19 protein-coding genes and 1 tRNA gene are annotated in these 18,574 nt (G+C 65.1%); 12 read left to right on the top strand and 8 right to left on the bottom strand.

Annotation, left to right across the window (positions count from 1 at the left end; genetic code table 11):
- Window positions 1-3 precede the first annotated feature (3 nt).
- Together FHT98_RS09450 and FHT98_RS09455 are read right to left on the bottom strand one after the other, a co-directional pair.
- Window positions 4-612: a glutathione S-transferase family protein gene (locus FHT98_RS09450; RefSeq protein WP_142113852.1), complete on the bottom strand. Its 609-nt coding sequence runs from the start codon at window positions 610-612 to the stop codon at window positions 4-6.
- Window positions 613-690: 78 nt separating this feature from the next.
- Entirely contained in the window at window positions 691-1,683 is a 993-nt protein-coding gene (locus FHT98_RS09455; protein ID WP_142113853.1) for a LysR family transcriptional regulator, read from the bottom strand.
- A gap of 185 nt (window positions 1,684-1,868) precedes the next feature.
- Between FHT98_RS09455 and FHT98_RS09460 the strand changes: the two genes are divergently transcribed.
- Window positions 1,869-2,456, top strand: a complete 588-nt coding sequence (locus FHT98_RS09460; protein ID WP_061971298.1) for a nitroreductase family protein — start codon at window positions 1,869-1,871, stop codon at window positions 2,454-2,456.
- Window positions 2,457-2,719: 263 nt separating this feature from the next.
- Here the strand turns inward: FHT98_RS09460 and FHT98_RS09465 are convergent, their stop codons facing one another.
- Entirely contained in the window at window positions 2,720-2,962 is a 243-nt protein-coding gene (locus tag FHT98_RS09465; protein ID WP_061971296.1) for a DUF2312 domain-containing protein, read from the bottom strand.
- Window positions 2,963-3,254: 292 nt separating this feature from the next.
- On the opposite strand from FHT98_RS09465, the gene FHT98_RS09470 reads away from it, so the two are divergent.
- The 3 genes from FHT98_RS09470 to pyk all read left to right on the top strand — a co-directional run bounded on the left by FHT98_RS09470 (window position 3,255) and on the right by pyk (window position 6,585).
- Window positions 3,255-4,529: a glycerate kinase type-2 family protein gene (locus FHT98_RS09470; protein WP_142115720.1), complete on the top strand. Its 1,275-nt coding sequence runs from the start codon at window positions 3,255-3,257 to the stop codon at window positions 4,527-4,529.
- Between the two features lie 2 nt (window positions 4,530-4,531).
- Window positions 4,532-4,972, top strand: a complete 441-nt coding sequence (locus FHT98_RS09475; RefSeq protein ID WP_091860370.1) for a DUF1036 domain-containing protein — start codon at window positions 4,532-4,534, stop codon at window positions 4,970-4,972.
- A 173-nt stretch (window positions 4,973-5,145) separates the two neighbouring features.
- Window positions 5,146-6,585, top strand: coding sequence for a pyruvate kinase (gene pyk / locus FHT98_RS09480; protein ID WP_061971293.1), 1,440 nt, complete (start codon window positions 5,146-5,148; stop codon window positions 6,583-6,585).
- Window positions 6,586-6,723: 138 nt separating this feature from the next.
- Here the strand turns inward: pyk and FHT98_RS09485 are convergent, their stop codons facing one another.
- Complete coding sequence (locus FHT98_RS09485) at window positions 6,724-7,377, bottom strand: tetratricopeptide repeat protein (protein WP_142113854.1); 654 nt, start codon at window positions 7,375-7,377, stop codon at window positions 6,724-6,726.
- Between the two features lie 140 nt (window positions 7,378-7,517).
- On the bottom strand, window positions 7,518-7,643 hold the full coding sequence (ykgO, locus tag FHT98_RS09490; RefSeq protein ID WP_038363015.1) for a type B 50S ribosomal protein L36: 126 nt from the start codon (window positions 7,641-7,643) through the stop codon (window positions 7,518-7,520).
- A 244-nt stretch (window positions 7,644-7,887) separates the two neighbouring features.
- On the opposite strand from ykgO, the gene FHT98_RS09495 reads away from it, so the two are divergent.
- Both FHT98_RS09495 and FHT98_RS09500 read left to right on the top strand, forming a co-directional pair.
- Window positions 7,888-8,097: a hypothetical protein gene (locus FHT98_RS09495; RefSeq protein WP_142113855.1), complete on the top strand. Its 210-nt coding sequence runs from the start codon at window positions 7,888-7,890 to the stop codon at window positions 8,095-8,097.
- Window positions 8,098-8,358: 261 nt separating this feature from the next.
- Window positions 8,359-8,435, top strand: a tRNA-Arg gene (locus tag FHT98_RS09500).
- Here FHT98_RS09500 and FHT98_RS09505 read toward each other — a convergent pair.
- A complete protein-coding gene (locus tag FHT98_RS09505) occupies window positions 8,406-8,615 on the bottom strand; it encodes a hypothetical protein (RefSeq protein WP_142113856.1) in 210 nt (69 codons plus the stop codon). The two genes, FHT98_RS09500 and FHT98_RS09505, sit on opposite strands and share 30 nt — an antisense overlap.
- A gap of 95 nt (window positions 8,616-8,710) precedes the next feature.
- Here FHT98_RS09505 and FHT98_RS09510 point away from each other — a divergent pair, with 95 nt between their 5' ends.
- On the top strand, window positions 8,711-9,616 hold the full coding sequence (locus FHT98_RS09510) for a type IV secretion system DNA-binding domain-containing protein (protein WP_185745114.1): 906 nt from the start codon (window positions 8,711-8,713) through the stop codon (window positions 9,614-9,616).
- 356 nt (window positions 9,617-9,972) lie between these two features.
- On the opposite strand, the gene FHT98_RS09515 is transcribed toward FHT98_RS09510, so the two are convergent.
- A complete protein-coding gene (locus tag FHT98_RS09515; protein ID WP_113586928.1) occupies window positions 9,973-10,929 on the bottom strand; it encodes a GntR family transcriptional regulator in 957 nt (318 codons plus the stop codon).
- A gap of 206 nt (window positions 10,930-11,135) precedes the next feature.
- Here FHT98_RS09515 and FHT98_RS09520 point away from each other — a divergent pair, with 206 nt between their 5' ends.
- From FHT98_RS09520 to FHT98_RS09535, 4 genes are all read left to right on the top strand, one after another.
- On the top strand, window positions 11,136-12,056 hold the full coding sequence (locus FHT98_RS09520; protein WP_061971041.1) for an ABC transporter permease: 921 nt from the start codon (window positions 11,136-11,138) through the stop codon (window positions 12,054-12,056).
- Complete coding sequence (locus FHT98_RS09525) at window positions 12,053-12,964, top strand: ABC transporter permease (protein ID WP_061971043.1); 912 nt, start codon at window positions 12,053-12,055, stop codon at window positions 12,962-12,964. The genes FHT98_RS09520 and FHT98_RS09525 overlap by 4 nt, the downstream gene beginning before the upstream one ends.
- Before the next feature lie 26 nt (window positions 12,965-12,990).
- Window positions 12,991-14,565, top strand: coding sequence for an ABC transporter substrate-binding protein (locus FHT98_RS09530; protein ID WP_185745115.1), 1,575 nt, complete (start codon window positions 12,991-12,993; stop codon window positions 14,563-14,565).
- Between the two features lie 79 nt (window positions 14,566-14,644).
- A complete protein-coding gene (locus FHT98_RS09535) occupies window positions 14,645-15,868 on the top strand; it encodes an amidohydrolase family protein (protein WP_061971046.1) in 1,224 nt (407 codons plus the stop codon).
- Window positions 15,869-16,545: 677 nt separating this feature from the next.
- Here the strand turns inward: FHT98_RS09535 and FHT98_RS09545 are convergent.
- Window positions 16,546-17,451: a LysR substrate-binding domain-containing protein gene (locus tag FHT98_RS09545; RefSeq protein WP_142113859.1), complete on the bottom strand. Its 906-nt coding sequence runs from the start codon at window positions 17,449-17,451 to the stop codon at window positions 16,546-16,548.
- 93 nt (window positions 17,452-17,544) lie between these two features.
- Between FHT98_RS09545 and FHT98_RS09550 the strand changes: the two genes are divergently transcribed.
- Window positions 17,545-18,570, top strand: a complete 1,026-nt coding sequence (locus FHT98_RS09550) for an amino acid ABC transporter substrate-binding protein (RefSeq protein WP_142113860.1) — start codon at window positions 17,545-17,547, stop codon at window positions 18,568-18,570.
- Window positions 18,571-18,574: the final 4 nt, after the last annotated feature.

The following is an 18,574-nucleotide window of genomic DNA, read 5'->3' on the forward strand; positions in this document are numbered from 1 at the left end:
ATTCTATTCCCGGTCGATCGGCCAGGCCTTGAACACGTCCAGCGCCTCGCAGGCACGCGCCTGCACGGCCAGGGCCGGCCAGCGCTCCTCGGGGGCGAATTCCGGGATCACGAAGCGGCAGAAGCCCCAGGCGATGGCCGCGGCGATATCGCTCGGCAGCAATTCCGGCCCGGCCGTCAGCTCGCCCTCCCTGGCCGCCGCGTCGAGCAGGTCGAGCGCGACGTGCAACTGGGTGACGATGCGCTCCTGCCACGGCGCATAGCGCTGTGCCTCCGGGCGCTTGCGCTCGTATTCGATCGAGACCGCCTTGTCGGCGGCGACGATCCCGATGCCGGTCAGCGCCAGATCGCGTCGCCGCGCCACGCCTTCGATCGGGCGCAGCGAGCGGCCGGCGACATCCTCGAAATGCTGGATGATCAGCAGGGATTCACTGATGGCGATGCCGTCATCGGTCACCAGCGTCGGCGCCTTGATCAGCGGATTGATCGCCCGGAATTCCGCCATGTGCCGGAACACCGAGACCGAGCGATGCTCGAACGGCACCTCCAGCAACGTCCCCGTGATCGCCGCGCGGCGGACATAGGGGCTATCCAGCATTCCGACGAGCAGCATCGCGACCTCCGTTTCAGTACGGCGGCAGAGTGCCGAAACCCCGCTACAAAGCCACGCGAATTCGCGTGATGCGCTGGATCACGCCGCTTGATGCTCGCGGGCGGCGGCTGGTGTGAGCTGTTCGCTCAGCGGCTCGTCCAGCCTCAAGCCCCGCTGATGCGCCTCCATCTGGCAGGGGTCCCAATAGGGCGTGCCGCCGAAACGCTCGACCAGCAGGTCGATCAGCACCCGGACCTTTCCGGGGACATAGGCGCCGGGCGGACGCACGACATAGAGCGCGCGCGTCGGCATCGGATAATCCAGCAGGATCGGCTCGACGGCGCCGGAACGGATCGCATCCGAGGCGATGAAGGTCGGCAGCACGGTCAGCCCGAGCCCCGCCACGGCCCATGACAGCAGCGTGTCGCCGCTATCGGAACGCATGCGCCCGGGGGGGCGCACCGTGATCCAGCGTTTCCCGGTACGGAACACCCAGTCCTGGTCGTTCATGCCACTATAGAGCAGGCAGTCATGATCATTGAGATCGGCGGGAATCGCCGGACGGCCGCGCCGCGCGAAATAGGTCGGGCTGCCGACGACCGTCGCGTGGACCGGCGCGATCTTCCGGGCGATCAGGCTGGAATCCTTGAGCGAGCCGATCCGGATCGCGGCATCGAAGCGCTCGCCGATCAGATCGACATAGCGGTCGCTCGCCTGCACATCGAGTTCGAGCCGCGGATAGAGCTGCGCGATCTCGCCCAGCAGCGGCGCGACATGCCGGTTGCCGAAGGTCATCGGCATGGCCAGCCGCAACCGCCCGGCGACGCCGCCGGCCCGCTGCGCCACCGCCTCCCGCGCCTCGTCGAGCTCGGCCAGGATGCGCTCGCTGCGCGCCTTGAATTCGAGTCCGGCCTCGGTCGGAGCAACCCCGCGCGTCGTGCGGCTGAGCAATCTCGTGCCGAGCTCCTCCTCCAGCCGGCTCACGCGCCGGCTGACGATCGATTTCGCCACGCCCAGGCTGTGCGCCGCCCGGCCGAAACCACCGGCATCGACCACGGCGATGAAGCTTCGGATATCGTCGAGCTCCGCCATCGGCGTTCCTCCGTCAGCAACAGTCTGGTGCCCATTATGAGGGTTCTGATGCGGGAAGTGAACCGCTACCTCTCCACCATCAGATATCGAGCCCTGCTTTCGCCGAAAGGCGCACGGGGCCGGGTTCGAAAAGCCGACCCGCCTCCTTGGCTTGCCGGCGACACGCATTCAAGGACGAGGAAGACATGCTCGACAAACTCAAGAAGCGCCGCACGCAATACGCTCTCGGCAAGAAGCTGCCGGTTTCCGAAGCTCAGGTGGATGGCTTGGTCAGAGAGGCGATCCGCCTGTCGCCCTCCAGCTTCAATTCGCAGAGCTCCCGCGCCGTCATCCTCTTCGGCAAGGAGAGCGACAAGTTCTGGAACATCGCCAAGGAGGCGCTTCGCGCCATCGTGCCGGCCGCCGATTTCGAGGGGACGAGCAAGAAGATCGACAGCTTCGCGAGCGGTGCCGGGACGGTGCTGTTCTACGAGGATCAGGAGCCGGTGCAGACGCTCCAGACCAATTTCCCGCTATACGCGCACAACTTCCCGATCTGGTCCGAACATTCGACCGGCATGGCGCAGTTGGCGGTCTGGACCGCGCTTGCCGATGCCGGCATCGGCGCAAGCCTGCAGCACTACCATCCGCTCGTCGACGCGGAGGCCGCCAAGGCATGGAACATCCCGGCATCCTGGAAGCTCACCGCCCAGATGCCTTTCGGCTCCAATGAGGCCGGCTTCGCGGAAAAGACCTTCATCGATGATGAAGTGCGCTTCCGCACCCACGCCTGACCGAGACTGGAAACGCTTGGCGCAGGGCTTCCGAGCCAACGCCGTCGCCCGACGCTCATTCCAACGAAAAGCCCCGCATCGGGAGACCGATGCGGGGCTTTTTCATGCCTGTTCGATAGCCTCTGAGACTGCTTGGCAACTCGCTGCGGTGAGGCGAATGGCGGTGTTTTCGAGAACCGAAGCGGAGCGTACCTTAGTACGTGAGCACCGGAAGCGCAGAAAACGCCGTCAGTCGACCACCGCAGTAGAGGTGCGAAGCGGTCTCAGGCGGTTTCGCCAACGGCCTGCAGGTAGAGGTCGAGGATCGCTTCCTCTTCCTTGCGCTCGTCGAGATCGCGCTTGCGCAGCGCCACGACCTTGCGCAGCACCTTGACGTCGTAGCCGGTGCCCTTGGCCTCGGCATAGACCTCCTTGATGTCGTCGGCGATCGTCTTCTTCTCTTCCTCGAGCCGCTCGATGCGCTCGACGATGCTCTTCAGCTGGTCGCCAGCAACCGGATCGTCCATCTGATAACCTTCTCGGTACGAAATTGGCCGGCAGCGTTCGCCCGGATCGGGCCTGCCCGTCAAGACTGAACTGGCCTTCGCCCAGCCGATCTCAACAGTCCTGATGCCGCATCGCCGCAATCGACCGTTCGGCTGGCAGCGAGGTCCGTTCAAAAAGTATGATTACATCGCCAGACGGCTGATGACGCCGCCACGCGCTCGACCTACAAGGAAGCGAACAGGCTCGCCGCTAAGCGGCACAGAACGCAGGGAGTCGCGGGGCGTGCCGCAGTCCATCACCACGATCGAAACGATGCGCGCGACCGCACGCGCGATCTTCGATGCTGCCGTCGCCCGCGCCCATCCCTCGGGCTGCCTGCCGCAACACCTGCCCTCAGCCCCCGCAACCGGGCGCCTGATCCTGCTCGCCGCCGGCAAGGCCGCAGGCAGCATGACGACACTGGCCGAAGCGCATTATCTCGACCAGGACTTCCCGCGCGAGCGCCTGTCCGGCCATGCCGTCGCCCGGCACGGCTACACCGCCCCGACCCGGCATATCCCGATGGTCGCAGCCGGCCACCCTGTCCCCGATCAGGGCAGCATCGACAGCGCCGAACGCGCGCTCGCGCTCGCCACCGCCGCCACGGAAGCCGACCTCGTGCTCGTGCTGCTCTCGGGCGGCGGCTCGGCGAACTGGGTCGCCCCGGCCGGCGGGCTAACGCTCGCCGAGAAGCAGTCGGTCAACAAGGCTTTGCTGCGCTCCGGCGCCCCGATCGGCGAGATGAACATCGTCCGCAAGCGGCTGTCGCGGATCAAGGGCGGCCGGCTCGCGCTCGCCGCCGCCCCGGCGCGCGTCCTCACCCTCGCCATTTCCGACGTGCCCGGCGACGAGCCGGCCGCGATCGCCTCCGGCCCGACCGTCGCCGACCCCAGCACGACCGCCGAGGCCCGCGCCATCGTCGCCCGCTACGGGCTCGACCTGCCGCCGGCCGCCCGCAACCTGCTCGATGATCCCGAGAACGAGACGCCGAAGCCCGGGCACCCCGCTTTCGCCAACACCGAATTCCGCATCATCGCCCGCCCGGCCGATGGAATGGCGGCAGCGCGCGCGGCGGCAGAGGCCGCCGGCTATGCGGTGCACGATCTCGGCGCCGATCTCGAAGGTGAGGCGCGTGACGTCGCCGCCGCCCATGCCGGGCTCGCCCGGCGCCTGAAGCGGGAGGGCAAGCGCAGTGCCATCCTCTCCGGCGGAGAGCTCACCGTGACCCTGCGCGGCTCCGGCCGCGGCGGCCCGAACCAGGAATATGCGCTGGCGCTCGCGATCGCATTGGCCGGCGAACCCGGCATCGTCGCGCTCGCCGGCGACACCGACGGCACCGATGGCGGCGGTGGCGAGGCCACCGACCCGGCCGGCGCCCTGGTCGATCCCCAGACTTTGGCTCGCGCCGCCGAGATCGGCCTTGATCCCGCCCGATCCCTCGCCGACAACGATTCGACCGGCTTCTTCGAAGCGCTCGGCGATTTGCTGCAGCCGGGACCGACACTGACCAATATCAACGATTGCCGCGTGATCCTGATCGAACCGTGAGAATGCCGGGCTCTCCTCGAACGGTCCTTCCCCTCGCCTTCTGCGCGGCCGCGTTCCTCGGGAGCGTGGCGCCGGCGAAGGCCGATCTGCGTATGTGCAACACCACGTCGAGCCGCGTCGGCGTCGCGATCGGCTATCGCGATGCGCAGGGCTGGATCACCGAGGGCTGGTGGAACATCAGCCCGCGCGGCTGCGAGACGCTGCTGCGCGGCACGCTGGCGGCACGCTTCTACTATGTCCACGCCCTCGATTACGACAAGGGCGGGGAATGGACCGGCAAATCGGTCATGTGCGTGCGCAACAAGGAATTCACGATCCGGGGCATCGAGGATTGCCTGGCCCGCGGCTATGACCGCGCCGGCTTCTTCGAGGTCGATACCGGCGAGCAGAAGAGCTGGACGATCCAGCTCACCGATACCGGCAGCGGCACGCCGCGGCCCTGACCGGCTTACGCGGGGCCATGGTCTCGGCATAAGGTGACGATCGACGCGAGGCCTGGCCGGGCCTGCGGACAAGAACCGGAAGCGAGGCCCCGGCAACGGGCAGACCGCGCTCCATGATGGATGAAAGGGTGCGGCCGGGGGCGTATGGGCTTGCCGGCCGCAGGGGAAGAGCAATGAAGCGCGAACGCCGGATCAAGATCATCGCCACGCTTGGCCCCGCCTCCGCGACCGAGGAGATGTGCGCAAAACTGTTCGAAGCCGGCGTCGACGTGTTCCGGATCAACATGAGCCACACCCAGCGCGAGACGCTTCAGGAGAAGGTCGCGATGCTGCGCGGTCTGGAGGGCAAGTTCCGCCGTCCGGTCGGCATCCTCGCGGACCTGCAGGGCCCGAAGCTGCGCGTCGGCCAGTTCGGCGGCGACGGCGGCGTCATGCTGGCGAAGGGGGCGCGATTTACGCTCGATTCCGACCCCGCTCCCGGCGATGCCAAGCGCGTCCACCTCCCCCACCCCGAGATCCTGAGCGCGCTCGAGCCCGGCCACCACCTGATCCTCGACGACGGCAAGCTGCGCCTCGTCGTGGAGAAGGCCTCGGACAAGGCCGCCGTGACCAAGGTGTTGATCGGCGGGCGGCTGTCGTCGCGCAAGGGCGTCAGCCTGCCCGATACCACCATCGCCGTCTCGGCCATGACCGAGAAGGACCGCGCCGATGCCGAGGTCGCGGCCGAGGTCGGCGTCGACTGGATCGCGCTCTCCTTCGTGCAGCGGCCCGAAGACATGGCGGACTTGCGCAAGATCGTGCGCGGCCGGGCGCTGGCGCTGGCCAAGATCGAGAAGCCGCAGGCCGTCGCGCGCATGGAGGAGATCATCGATGCCTCCGATGCGATCATGGTCGCGCGCGGCGATCTCGGCGTCGAGATGCCGCTGGAGCAGGTTCCGGGCACGCAGAAGCGCCTGACCCGCATGGCCCGCCTCAAGGGCAAGCCCGTCGTGGTCGCCACCCAGATGCTGGAAAGCATGATCACAAGCCCGGTGCCCACCCGCGCCGAGGTCTCCGACGTCGCCACCGCCGTTTTCGAGGGCGCGGATGCGGTCATGCTCTCGGCCGAGAGCGCCGCCGGCCAGTATCCGATCGAAGCCGTGACGATGATGAACCGCATCGCCGAGGAGGTCGAGGGCGATGCGATCTACCGCTCGATCCTCGAATCGCAGCGCAACGAGCCTGAGGCCACCGGCGCCGACGCCATCGCCAAGGCCTCTCACGAGATTGCGGAGACCCTGAACCTCAAGGCGATCTGCGCCTGGACCTCATCGGGCTCGACCGCCTTCCGCATCGCCCGCGAGCGCCCGAACTCGACGGTGATCGCGCTCACCCCCAACCGCGCCACGGCGCGCCGGCTGACGCTGGTCTGGGGCGTGCACGCGATCGTCACCAAGGATGCCAGCGACGCCGACGACATGGCCTTCCGCGCCTGCAAGTTCGCGGTGCGCGAGCATTACGCCAAGCTCGGCGACCGGATCATCGTGGTGGCGGGCGTGCCCTTCGGAACGCCCGGCGCGACCAACATGGTCCGCATCGCCTTCGTCGCGCAGGAACATGTTGAGAAGGCGTGAGGCGGGAACGTCATTCTCGGGCGAAGCGTAGCGCAGACCCGAGAATGACGTTCAGGAGAGGCTTCGTAAGACGCGATCACCCCTCCGGCATGAGATGCTCGGGCCAAGCCCGAGCATGACGGATAGGGCTACGGGCGCTCAGGCGTCCCGCCCGTCGACCTCGGTCTTCAGCGCATCGACCGCCTTCTTCACGGCGTCGAACTGCGGGTAGATCTCGAGCGCCTTGCGGAAGGCTGCCATCGCGGCCTTGTCGTCGCCCTGCTGGCGCAGGATCATGCCCAGTCCCATCATGGCGCCGTAATGGCGCGGCTCGCGCTTCAGCGTCTCGCCGATATCGAGCATGGACCGGATCGAATCGCCGAGGAGATAAAGCGCATTGGCGCGCTGGTTCCAGGCCTCGGCCCAGTCCGGCTGCAGGCTGATGACGCGGTCGAGCAATTCGATCGCGAGCTCGTTCTGCTTGTCCTTCAGCGCCTGCTGGGCACGGGTCATCAGCAGATCCGCGGTATCGGAACCGGAGCGCGCCCAGCGCCGCTGGATCAACCTGGCGACGCCTTCGGCCTCTTCCTGCGTCTCGGCATCGTGCAGGCGTTGGAACAGCCGCTCCAGCGTCGCCGCCGGGCTGCGTTGCGGCGCAGTCGGCGTCACCGGATTATCCGCCTTGTCGTCGGGCGCGACGGTGCCAGGCCGCGACGGTGGCGTGGGCTGGGCCTGGGTCGCGCCGATCGCGAACGGGCCGGCGGAGGCCAGCAGCAGCGCGAAGACGGCAGGCGCGATGCGAAAACGGATCATGGTCGCAACTCTAGCCGCCACTGCCGCCTCGTCAAATCACAGCCGGGCGAGCGCGCAACGCAAAGAGCGGGCACGCCATCGGCGTCCCGCTCTTTTAAAATCCCAACCGAGACAGTTGCGCGACCGCAGTCGCGCAGGTCTCAGCCCTGACGCGCCTTGAAGCGCTTCTGGACCTTGTTGATGATGTAGACGCGGCCCTTGCGGCGCACGAGCTGGTTGTCGCGATGACGCGCGCGCAGCGACTTCAGCGAATTACGGATCTTCATCGTCTCAACTCCATCGGCCTGCCCTTGCGAGACGGGCCGGTCAAAAACCTTCAGTCTGCGACGCGGACCGTAACGATCCTCACCGCCCATGCAATGGTGCGACTGATGCGATGCCGGCTGTATACGGATTTTTCCGTGGATCGCAAGTGTGATCGCAGCCCGGCAAGCAGGAAATCCGCTTTTCCTCCTTTGGAACCTGGACGACAAGATTGCGTTTCGATCCTCGCTCACACGGAGAACCGCCATGCGCCTGCCCCTTCTCGCCGCGATCCTCACCACGACCCTGATGCTCGGCGCCTGCGGCAACACTGTCGAACAACGCATCGGCGGCGCAGCTGTCGGTGCCGGCACCGGCGCGGTCGTGGCCGGGCCCGTCGGCGCCGTCGTGGGCGGCGCGGCCGGCGCCGTCTCCGGTCCCTCCGTCGTGCGCGCCACGCGACGCGCGACGCGCTGATCCGGCCCAGACCATCGCCCGCAGGCCGGCGCTTGCGCGCCGCCTGCCGGCACGTTCCAGCCCTCCGCTCGGCTCCTGGCCGACCGCGCCGCTCTGGCGTCATCGCCAGCCAGAACCGCCCCTGTGCGTCGACCCGAACCCGTTCGGAGGCCGATCACAACAATTCGATGACTTCTCGATTTTGAGGGTTGCCAAGACGAAATGGACCGGCTATCTCCCCCGTCATCAGGCCGGACGCAACGCGTCATGACGCTCTGAGACGCGCCCGTAGCTCAGCTGGATAGAGCATCAGACTACGAATCTGAGGGTCAGAGGTTCGAATCCTTTCGGGCGCGCCATTTCGGTTCAAAACTGCGAACCGCATTTCCTGCCAAGGCGCCATGCGCCACCGCCTGTTCGAGGGTGGCCTTGTCGCCGATGATGCGGACGACGTGATCGTCCACTTCGATGCGATCGACCAGCGAGCGGATATAGGCCTTCCGAAAGGGGATCTCTCCGGCGGTGATGTTGTCGCGCATGACGCGGCTGAACGCATCAATCAGAGCCGGGTCGAGTGAGCGCGGACCAGTCCGAGACTGTGTGATTCGCTCAAGTGCGGCCTTCGCGTTGTCCCGTGGCCGATCTCGCGGGCGCGGTCTTCGCAGCACCAAAGCACCTCAACAAACTGCTTCAGAAGTCGTTTCCACTGGCCCAATCTTTCGTTCAGGTGGCAGAGGACGGCAGCTTGGATCGGACAAGCGCCTCCTTTTTGGCAACGCTGAAGGCGCACTGCGCGGCCGTGTTGATGCCGCTGGCGGAAGCCTGGGGTCGGCCGTCGGCGAAGCGCTTCTCGATCCGCGACTATCTTGCGGATGATGCGACAACGCATCGGGCGATAGCCCTTCAGCGTGCGCCTCATCTGCCGAGCCTCTCGGAAAGCTGGATCGGGGCCTTCGTCCGATGTGCGTCGAACCTGGCGGTCGGCCCCATCCTGCGCGACGACTCTCAGCGAAGGATCTGGTTGATGCTCGACGAGTTTCCTCAATTAGGAAAACTCGAAGGCTTCCATCAGATCATCGAAAAGGGCCGTTCAAGAGGTATTTGCGTCATCCTTGGCCTCCAAGACCTCAACCAGCTTAGCGATATCTATGGCGATGAAATCGCGAAGACGTGGATTTCCTCGATCGGTACGAAGATCGTACTGCGAATGTCGGCTGGCGATTCAGCCAATACGATTTGCACGGATATGATTGGCAAACGCTGGGTTGATTGCCGAGAGGAGAGCGTCGCTCGCGGATCCTGGCAACTCCACGATGGAGGACGAGGCACGACGCGCACGCAATCCCCAAAGGCGCAGGAACTCGACGTTGTGAACGCTGCGTTCCTGGAAAGTCAGGTCGGACGGATCGACACCATTCTGGGGCCGCATATTCGTGGCCTGACGCTTGGCATCGGCCCGGATGCACTGCTCTTCTCATGGCCGTTACGCCCCTGGCCAGCAATGCGCCCGCCGTCGATCCCGGCAGACTGGAACAAATGAGGGCTTGGGCGGACGCACAACGTCCGCCCAGTTCCATCGCAAAATGCGCCATCGGGCGATCCGCAGCGCGTTAGCTGTTGGAAATGGCCGCGCAGCGGTCCACGCCGAATGTCCACTTTCCGGGGAGCGACCAACAGGGAAGTTCGAGCCGTGTGAGACACTCGGAGAACCCTATCTGGCGACCGAAGGTGGCCCTTAACGGACACGCGGAACATCCGCTTTCCGGCAACCCAGTTTGCGAGGCGATTTTGCGGCCAATCCTGACCCGATTACGGGCGTAGGCATTGTCCGGTTGAGGACGCACTCATGAGCCGATCGAAGGTGGGCCAGCCAGTCGCGCCGCGGACACCGGCCAACTAGCCTTCATGGTCCAAAAGTGAAGCGATCCGACGCTGAACATCAACGGGGTCTGGAATGTGGCGATACTCGATCGTCGGCAGCATTTGCGGAATGGTTGCTAAGACGTCTTCGGTCCCCGACGCATAAACGAGTGCATCCACTTCTGCCGCCAGCGACGCGATGTCGGCGGCGCTCCCTGCTGTCAAATTCAGAAGCCCGAGAGAGGTTGCAAAGCGGGTAACCCCGGACTTCATGATCGGCAGGAACTCCGGAACGCGAGCAACCAGCAGCAGGCGAGCCCCCGACTCGATGGCCGCAAGCGCGCGACGCGTCTCCTCGGCAGGAACAAAGCGTATCCCAACGACTCGGGCGCCGGGCAAAAGGCTGGCAACTTCGCGTCTTCGGTTGACGAAGGTCACGACGAGATCGGACGAAGCGATCCTCGACCGGGATGCGGAATCCTGCTGAATCTGATTCATCGTCGCCGGTTCGACGGTTGCTGTCGGGCCGATCTGCTCCGCGATCAGTCGGGCGTAGCGCGCCGTTGTCGGCCCGAAGAGGCCGACCACTGCAATGCTCTTGCGGCGGCCGAGACGGGCCCGCGACGCCAGTCGTGCATGGATCAGCGATGCAACATCCGAGGTGCGCAACCCGAGCGACAAACCCTTATCGATCAACGCGTCGATCTGACCATGCAGCGCGGCAAAGCCCTCCTGCGCGTGCAACGGCTCGCCGCCGCTTTCGGCAATGAAGGTGCCCGAACCTGCGCGGGTCTCTATCAGCCCGAGCCCCTTTAGATCGGAGTAAGCTTGGCTCACGGTCATCGGTGCCACGCCGAGTGCAGAAGCCAAGTCCCTGACCGAGGGTAACGGCTCACCCGGTGCCGCATCGCCACAAGCGATCGCATATTCGATCAAGCCCTTGAGCTGCTGCCGGATCGAAATCGGCAAGGACCTGTCGATCGTGAAATCCATGCGTTGCCTTCCCAACACGTGCTGCGGCGCGTTTGCTGCGAGTCACTCATTTGCCTATCCGAGGAGTTTCGTCCCACATGGAACTTATTGACGGCCGCTGACGCACGTGAGAGTGTTATAGTATCATGGTACAGTTCGGAAGCGACGCATCAGGGCCGACCTTCTCCGCACCCGCGTCCTCCACAGCGGGCGGGATGGGCTGATCGATGGCCGGCTATGTCCTCAAGCGCCTCGTCGCGATCATAGCCCTGACCTTCGGCATCACTGTCGTAGCCTTCCTCATCATCCGCCTGATTCCTGGCGACCCCGTCATCGCCATGCTGGGCACCGGCGCGGGCGACAAAGAGATGATCTCGAGACTGCGTGAGCAACTGGGCCTGACCCGACCGCTGCACGAGCAGTACTTCGTCTGGATCGGCCAGGTGCTCCGCGGTGATTTCGGCTATTCCTATGCGAACCAGCAAACGGTCTCATCGCTGATCGCCTCCAGCTTTCCTGCGACTGCCCAGTTGACGCTGGCGGCATTGACGATCTCGCTGATCTTCGGTTCGGCGATCGGCATCGTCGCGGCTGTGAGACGCAATCGCGCAGCCGACACCGCCGGCATGGGCTTCGCGCTGATCTGCATGTCGATCCCGAGCTTCTGGCTCGGCCTGCTGCTGATCCTGATGTTCGCCGTTGTATGGCCGATCTTCGATGTCGTCGGCGGGACCGGACTAAAGGGCCTCGTGTTGCCGGCGGTGACACTGGCTCTCGGCACGATGGGCTTCAATGCCCGCTTCATTCGCTCCAGCGTCATCACTGCGCTGGCACAGCAGCACGTCACCACCGCCCGCGCCAAGGGTGTGCCGGAGGTCAGGTTGTTCGCTTGGCATGTCATGCGCAATGCGCTGCTGCCGATCCTCACCATCATCGGCCTGCAGATCGGCCAACTCCTCTCCGGCTCGGTCATCGTCGAGACTGTATTCTCGCGGCCGGGCATCGGACGCCTCCTGATCCAGGCGATCCTGGCTAAGGACTACATGACGGTGCAGGCGCTGATCATGATGATCGCGCTCATCTACGCGCTGTCGAACTTCATCGTCGATATCCTCTACCCCGTGCTCGATCCGCGGATCGCACGATGACGGATAGCGCTCAAATTCCCGCCGTCTTCGCAGTCGAGCCCAATCCGGCCGTGCTCGCTACCCGCCGCTGGTCGCGCCGCCGCGCCGTGCTGCGCGCGCTTCGTCACCGCAGTCTTTCGCTCGGTCTCGTCATCTGCACGATGCTGGCGTTCCTCGCCTTCGTCCTGCCGCTGTTCATCACGGTCGATCCAGTCGCGCAGGATCCGATGGCGACCTTCTCGCCGCCCACCGCGGTCCACCTCATGGGCACTGATGCATTTGGCCGCGACCTGCTTGCGCGGGTTCTGATCGGCGCGCGCACCACGATGATCGCCAGCCTCTCCGTGGTCCTGCTCGGGGCACTCGCCGGCACCACGGTCGGGATCGTCGCGGGCTATGTTGGCGGGGCGGTGGGCTTCGGCATCATGCGCCTCATCGACCTCCTCCTTGCCTTCCCCGGCATCCTGCTGGCGCTCACCGTGACGGCGATCCTCGGACCAGGTCTCGTCAACGGCGTCCTCGCCATCGCGGTGATCCTCGTGCCGGTCTTCGCACGGCTCGTCGAGGGGGCGACGGTCGAGGTTCGCGGGTTGCCTTACGTCGAGGCGGCGCGCTGCGCCGGCGCCTCCCAGGCGCGGATCATCCTGCGCTACATCCTGCCCAATGTGATGTCAGGCATCATCGTGCTGACCACGACCTGGCTCGGCATCGCCGCGCTCTGGGTCACGGCGCTCGGCTTCATCGGCCTCGGCGTTCAGCCGCCGACGCCGGAGCTCGGCGCGATCCTGAACGACGGCCAGAACTACATCACGCTCGCCTGGTGGATCACGGTGTTCCCAGGACTCTTCCTCTCACTCTTCGTCGTCGGCGTGAACCTGGTCGGCGATGGTCTGCGGGATGAACTCGACCCGACGCTCAATCGCGGCTGAAGCCGCCCAAAAAAGGGGATATGGCGATGAAGACAGGGATTTCGGGGTTGCTGCTGGTAGGCCTCTCGACACTCGCCATATCGGGCGCGCAGGCACAGGCACCCAACAAGAACGCCAAGATCACGGTCGGCTGGGCCGAGCCAATCGACACGCTCAACCCGGCCACTACCGGTGCCCGCAACCAGGGCCCGTTGCTGGTCAACATCTTCGACACACTGGTCTGGCTGACGCCGGACTTCAAGGTCGAGCCGTTGCTGGCGACCAAGTGGTCGGTCTCGGCCGACGGGCTGACCTACAGCTTCACCCTGCGCGAGGATGTGAAGTTCCATGACGGGACGGCCTTCGATGCTGAATCCGTCGTCGAAAACATCAAGTACATCACCAACAAAGACACCGCCGCCAAGGTCTCGATCGCGCTGCTCGGGCCCTGCAAGGAAGCGGTCGCCACTGGCAAGTTCACCGTCGACATCAAGTGCGCGACGCCTTACGCGCCGCTGCTGCGGCAGCTGGGCGTGCCCTATCTCGGCATGCAGTCTCCGGCCGCCATCGTCAAATACGGCAAGGACCTCGGCCTGAACCCTGTCGGCACCGGCCCCTATTCCTTTGTCAGCTACGAGCCGAACCAGAGCCTCGTGGTCAAGCGCAACGAGGCCTACAACTGGAACCCGCCCTCCGTCGGCCACAAGGGGCCGCCGAACATCGCGGAGGTGAAATTCCAGATCGTCACCAATCCGCAGGCCCGCGTGAGCCAGTTCCAGGCCGGCCAGTCGCAGATGATGCAGCAGACGCCGGGCGTGCACTGGAACGCGATGCAGAAGATGGATCGCTTCACCGCGATCCCGGTCCCGATCACGGGGCTGGGCATCTTCGCCCCCGTCAATGCCAAGAAGTTCCCGACCGACGACGTCGCCGTGCGCCGCGCCATCCAGTACGCCATCGACAAGAAGGGCGTCGTCCAGCTCGCCGAGGCCGGCGCGATTCAGCCTTCGCTGACCCCGCTGCAGCCCTCGATGTTCGGCTACGACAAGTCGCTTGAGACGATGTACCCCTATGACCCGGCCAAGGCCGAGGCCACCCTCAAGGAGGGCGGCTGGACCAAAAAGGACGGTTTCTGGGAGAAAGACGGCAAGCGCCTTTCCCTGACGCTGACCGCCATCTCCACCTCGACGTCCTATCCGCTGCTGGCTCAGGCCATCCAGAACTACCTCCAGAAAGTCGGCATGGAGGCCAATGTCCAGCTGCTCGCCTCGCCGGCTTGGCTCGCGGCCAACATCAACGGCGACATGTCGCTGACGCCGCTTCAGTACATCGGCGTCGATCCGGATGCCCTCTCGGGCTGGTTCACCGCCGGCCAGTACTTCAACTGGAGCCACTATTCGAACCCGAAGCTCGACGCGCTCTTCAAACAGGGCCGCGAAGAGGGTGACTCCGCCAAGCGCGTCGCGATCTATCAAGAGCTCCAGAAGCTCCTGATGGACGAGGCGGTGATGCTGCCGATCCGCCAGAACGTCGATCTGGTGATGACCTCGAAGAAGCTGACCGGAGTGACCTATTCGGGCGGCGGCTTCGAATATCTCGGCGCGGCTTCGCTGGCCGACTGAGCCTGACGGCGGAGCTGCTCGCGAGCGGCTCCGCCATTTTTCTATCCGATCAAGATAAGACGCTCCGGGAGCGAATGCCGTGAAGACGCTGATCAAGGCCGCCCAACTCATCGACGGAACTGGTGCCGCTCCGGTGCAGGATCCGGTCCTCGTGGTCTCCGGCGGCAAGGTGGAGGCGGTCCTGTCCGGCCCTGTCCCGGCCGAATTGTCGGGCACCGAGACCCACGACTATCCCGGCGCGACGATCCTTCCGGGCCTGATCGACACGCATGTCCATCTCAATCTGCCCGGTGATGGCACCATTCTCGAAGACGCCGTGCGCGAGACGGAAGGCGTCTTGGTCGCGACCTCGGCGCTGGCGACGGTCAAAGCGCTGAAGGCCGGTATCACGACGCTGCGCGATCTCGGCGCCAAGGGGCGCACGGCCATCGACGTCCGCCGCGCCCTGCAGCTCGGCCATGGCGAGGGCGCCCGCGTCGTCGCCTGCGGCCAGGCGATCACGATCACCGGCGGCCATGTCTGGTATCTCGGCGGCGAGGCCGATGGCGTCGACGGCGTCCGCAAGAAAGTCCGCGAGATGATCAAGCTCGGGGCCGACTTCATCAAGGTGATGGCGAGCGGCGGTGGCACTGTCGGCACGCAATCCTGGAACCCGGCCTTCTCGCAGGAAGAGCTCAATGCCATGGTCGACGAGGCTCATCACTTCGATCGGAAGGCGACCGCGCATTGCCTCTGCGCCCGCTCGATCGAGATGGCGATCGAGGCTGGCTTCGATCAGCTCGAGCATGCCGGCTTCATCTCCGACCGCACCGGCCGGCAGGTCTATGAGCCGGCCGTCGCCGAGAAGCTGGCGAAGTCGGGCATCCCCGTGACGGGCACGCTCGCGGTCGGCGGCGCCGTGCTTCGCGAACTGCGCGGAAGACCGTCGCTCACCGAGACCGAGGCGGCCTTCCTGGTCCGCTGGGAGAAATCTGCAGCCCAGAACCTCTACCAGTTCCGCCAGTTGCGCGAGGCCGGCGTGAGCTTCGTCGCGGGCACCGACGCCGGCTGGCGCTTCACGCGCTTCGACGATCTGCCGCTGGAAATGGAGCTGATGCAGGAAGGCGGGATGACGGCGATGGAAACCATCGTCTCCGCCACCGGCTACGCTGCAAAAGTCATCGACATCGAGACTCAGACCGGCAGTCTCACTCCCGGTCTGGCGGCCGACGTCCTTGTTGTCGGAGCCGATCCGCTGAGCCATCTCGCCGCTCTGCGCGACGTTCGCCTCGTCATGCAGGGAGGCAAGGTCCTAACCGCCTGAAGATCGCATCGAGCCTGCAGAGCCCGCAAAGGGCGAGCCCGTTATTTCGGGCGCCCTCAAACGCGTCGAAGCTCCGGACGTCGTCCAGAAGTTCACCGGAGACGCCCGATCCCCATCCAGGATAGCCTCGATAACCGGCAGCAGCGGATCCAGCTTCGGCTTCGCAGGTCAGGCTGCGCTATCCTATGAGGGGATCGCTCCCGTCGTTGGCCGCTCCGTCGAGGCAACGCGCCAACTCGCAAGTCGCGCGCCCCACCGCGTGCAAGGTCCGCCCATCTTTGAAAATACCGTTCGAGCCAGCAGCGGAAACTGGTTGAAGCCTTTCTCGAGGCGGCGCGGGGCGGCGACTTCGACGCGCTTCTCTCAGTGCTCGATCCAGATGTCGTTTTCCGGGCCGACAAGGTTCGCTGACTTCGATGCTTCACCACAAGACCGCGACCTGATCAGAGATAATTTCGTCACCAACGGGTTCGCCGTTTGGCTACGTTCCCTACGGGCCCGCTTGGCTCAGTCAGAATGGGATTGGGGTTGAGGCAGTCTCGCGGCTCGTGACGCAAGCCGGATAGCCCGACAGCGGATCAGCTCAAGGTCCGAGTTAGGTCGCTAACAGACGTTGCCTGAGCAGAGGGCCAACGTCCGCTTTCGGGCGGTGACCCAATGTCCGGAAGTGGCGCTTCTCAGCTGTTGTCGACTTGGAGGGCAAATCGATTCCTCACCTCCGCCAATACACCCAGGAAATCGCGAACGAGCTGAGGCCGCGGGCGCCCTGGCGGAAAGACGAGATGCTTGCGGAAATGCAAGGTTGGCTCGAAGCGCAAGACTTTGAAACCTGAGCGGTCAAGCCCCGGAATAGCAGCGGGATTGACCAAGCCGATCCCTGCCCCTTCCGAGGCCAAAGCGCATACGGTTGCAGAATATTCGACGTCCACGACGGCGCGGGGCTTCACCTGGGTGGCGGCGAATGCGGCCTGGAGATCGCGGGACAGGCGCTCGTCGAAATCAAGCCGCAATAACGGCTGATCGTGGAGGTCCCCCGGTCTGATCACCGCCCGCTCCGCGAGAGGATGATCGCGTGGGACGACCGCCACCATCCGATAATCGGCGAAGTGCTGATGCTCGACGCCGTTCAGGTCGATCTCCTCCGAGCATAATCCGAGATCGAACTGCCCGGACGCAACGAGATCCCGAACCTGGCTCGATGACTGAACCTGAAGCGTCACATTGATCCGTGGGAAAGCCTTCTGGAACAATGCCACGGCCTTCGGTACCAGCCTACCGCCGAGCGAGTGCAGGCTCGCGATTTTCAGCTCGCCGGCACCGAATTCACGAATGCGGGTGGCCGCGGCCTCAAGTTTCGCCATTGCCAGGAAGTGGCTGTCGACCTCACGGAAGAACATCCGACCCTCGAACGTCGGGACCATCCGGCTGCGAATCCGGTCGAACAATGCAAAGCCCAGCTCGCGCTCCAGCTCGGCGATGCAGCGGCTGATCGCCGGTTGAGTGACGCTCAGCAATTCCGCTGCGCGCGAGGCGCTGCCGCTGGTCATCACTGCGGCAAAGGCCTCGATCTGCCGATGCTGCATAAGTATCAGCTTTCGTTATTGGATTGAGCCATTCGGACATTGGACGCATGGAACGGGCTTGCCTAGCCTCATCGAACAAGAATGGAGGGGCGAATGGTCCAAGATTTCCTCAAAACGACGGTACTGGCGGCCAGTTTGCTGCTGTCATCGCTTCCGCCGGCGGCGGCTGGGCCGCATCTCGACGCATTGAGGCAGCGTGGCGTCCTCAAATGCGGCACCTCCGAGGGGACGCCGGGCATCACCATGCCGGATCGCGAGGGCAATTGGACCGGCATCTACGCCGACCTTTGCCGGGCCGTCGCGGCGGCCGTCCTGGGCGATGCGACCAAGGTCGATTTCGTTCCGACGACGACAGTCACGCGCTTCACCGCCTTGCAGAGCGGCGAGATCGACGTGCTCTCACGGACGGCGACGGTGACATTGACTCGCGAGGCCCAGCTTGGCCTGCGCTTCGCGCCGATCTGGTTTTACGACGGGCAAGCGATCATCGTCCCCCGCAAGCTCGGCGTCACCAGCGCCAAGCAGCTCAGCGGCGCAACTGTCTGCATCCAGCAGGGCAGCACCTCCGAGCTCAACCTCTCCGAATATTTTCGCACCCACGGCATGACCTTCTCGCCGGTGACGGTCGCAACGCTCGATGCGGTTGAAGATGCCTTCTTCTCAGGCCGCTGCGACGCCTACAGCAACGACTCGACGCCGTTGATCGGGATGCGGCTAAAGGCGGAGCGGCCCGACGACTACGCCCTGCTGCCTGAACGTCTCTCCAAGGAGCCGACCGCGCTCGCGATCCGCAAGGGCGACGAGCAATTCTATGATGTCGTCCGCTGGGTCGTATTCGCTCTGATGGAGGCCGAGGAGATGGGCGTCACCTCTGCCAACGCTGCCGAGCTTGCCATCAACGGGCCGCCCGCACTCAAGCGTCTCCTCGGCAGCGAACCCGGCCTCGGCAAGGCGCTGGGCCTCGATGAGCGCTGGGTCGCGCGGATGATTGCTGCAGTCGGCAACTATGGCGAGATCTTCGAGCGCAATCTCGGCAAGGGCTCCCGCATCGGTCTCGATCGCGGCCAGAACGACCTCTGGACCCGCGGCGGCCAAATCTACGCCTTGCCGCTGCGCTGAGGCG

It is taken from the genome of Allobosea sp. AK1 (assembly GCF_006714945.1).
Classification (GTDB): domain Bacteria; phylum Pseudomonadota; class Alphaproteobacteria; order Rhizobiales; family Beijerinckiaceae; genus Allobosea; species Allobosea robiniae.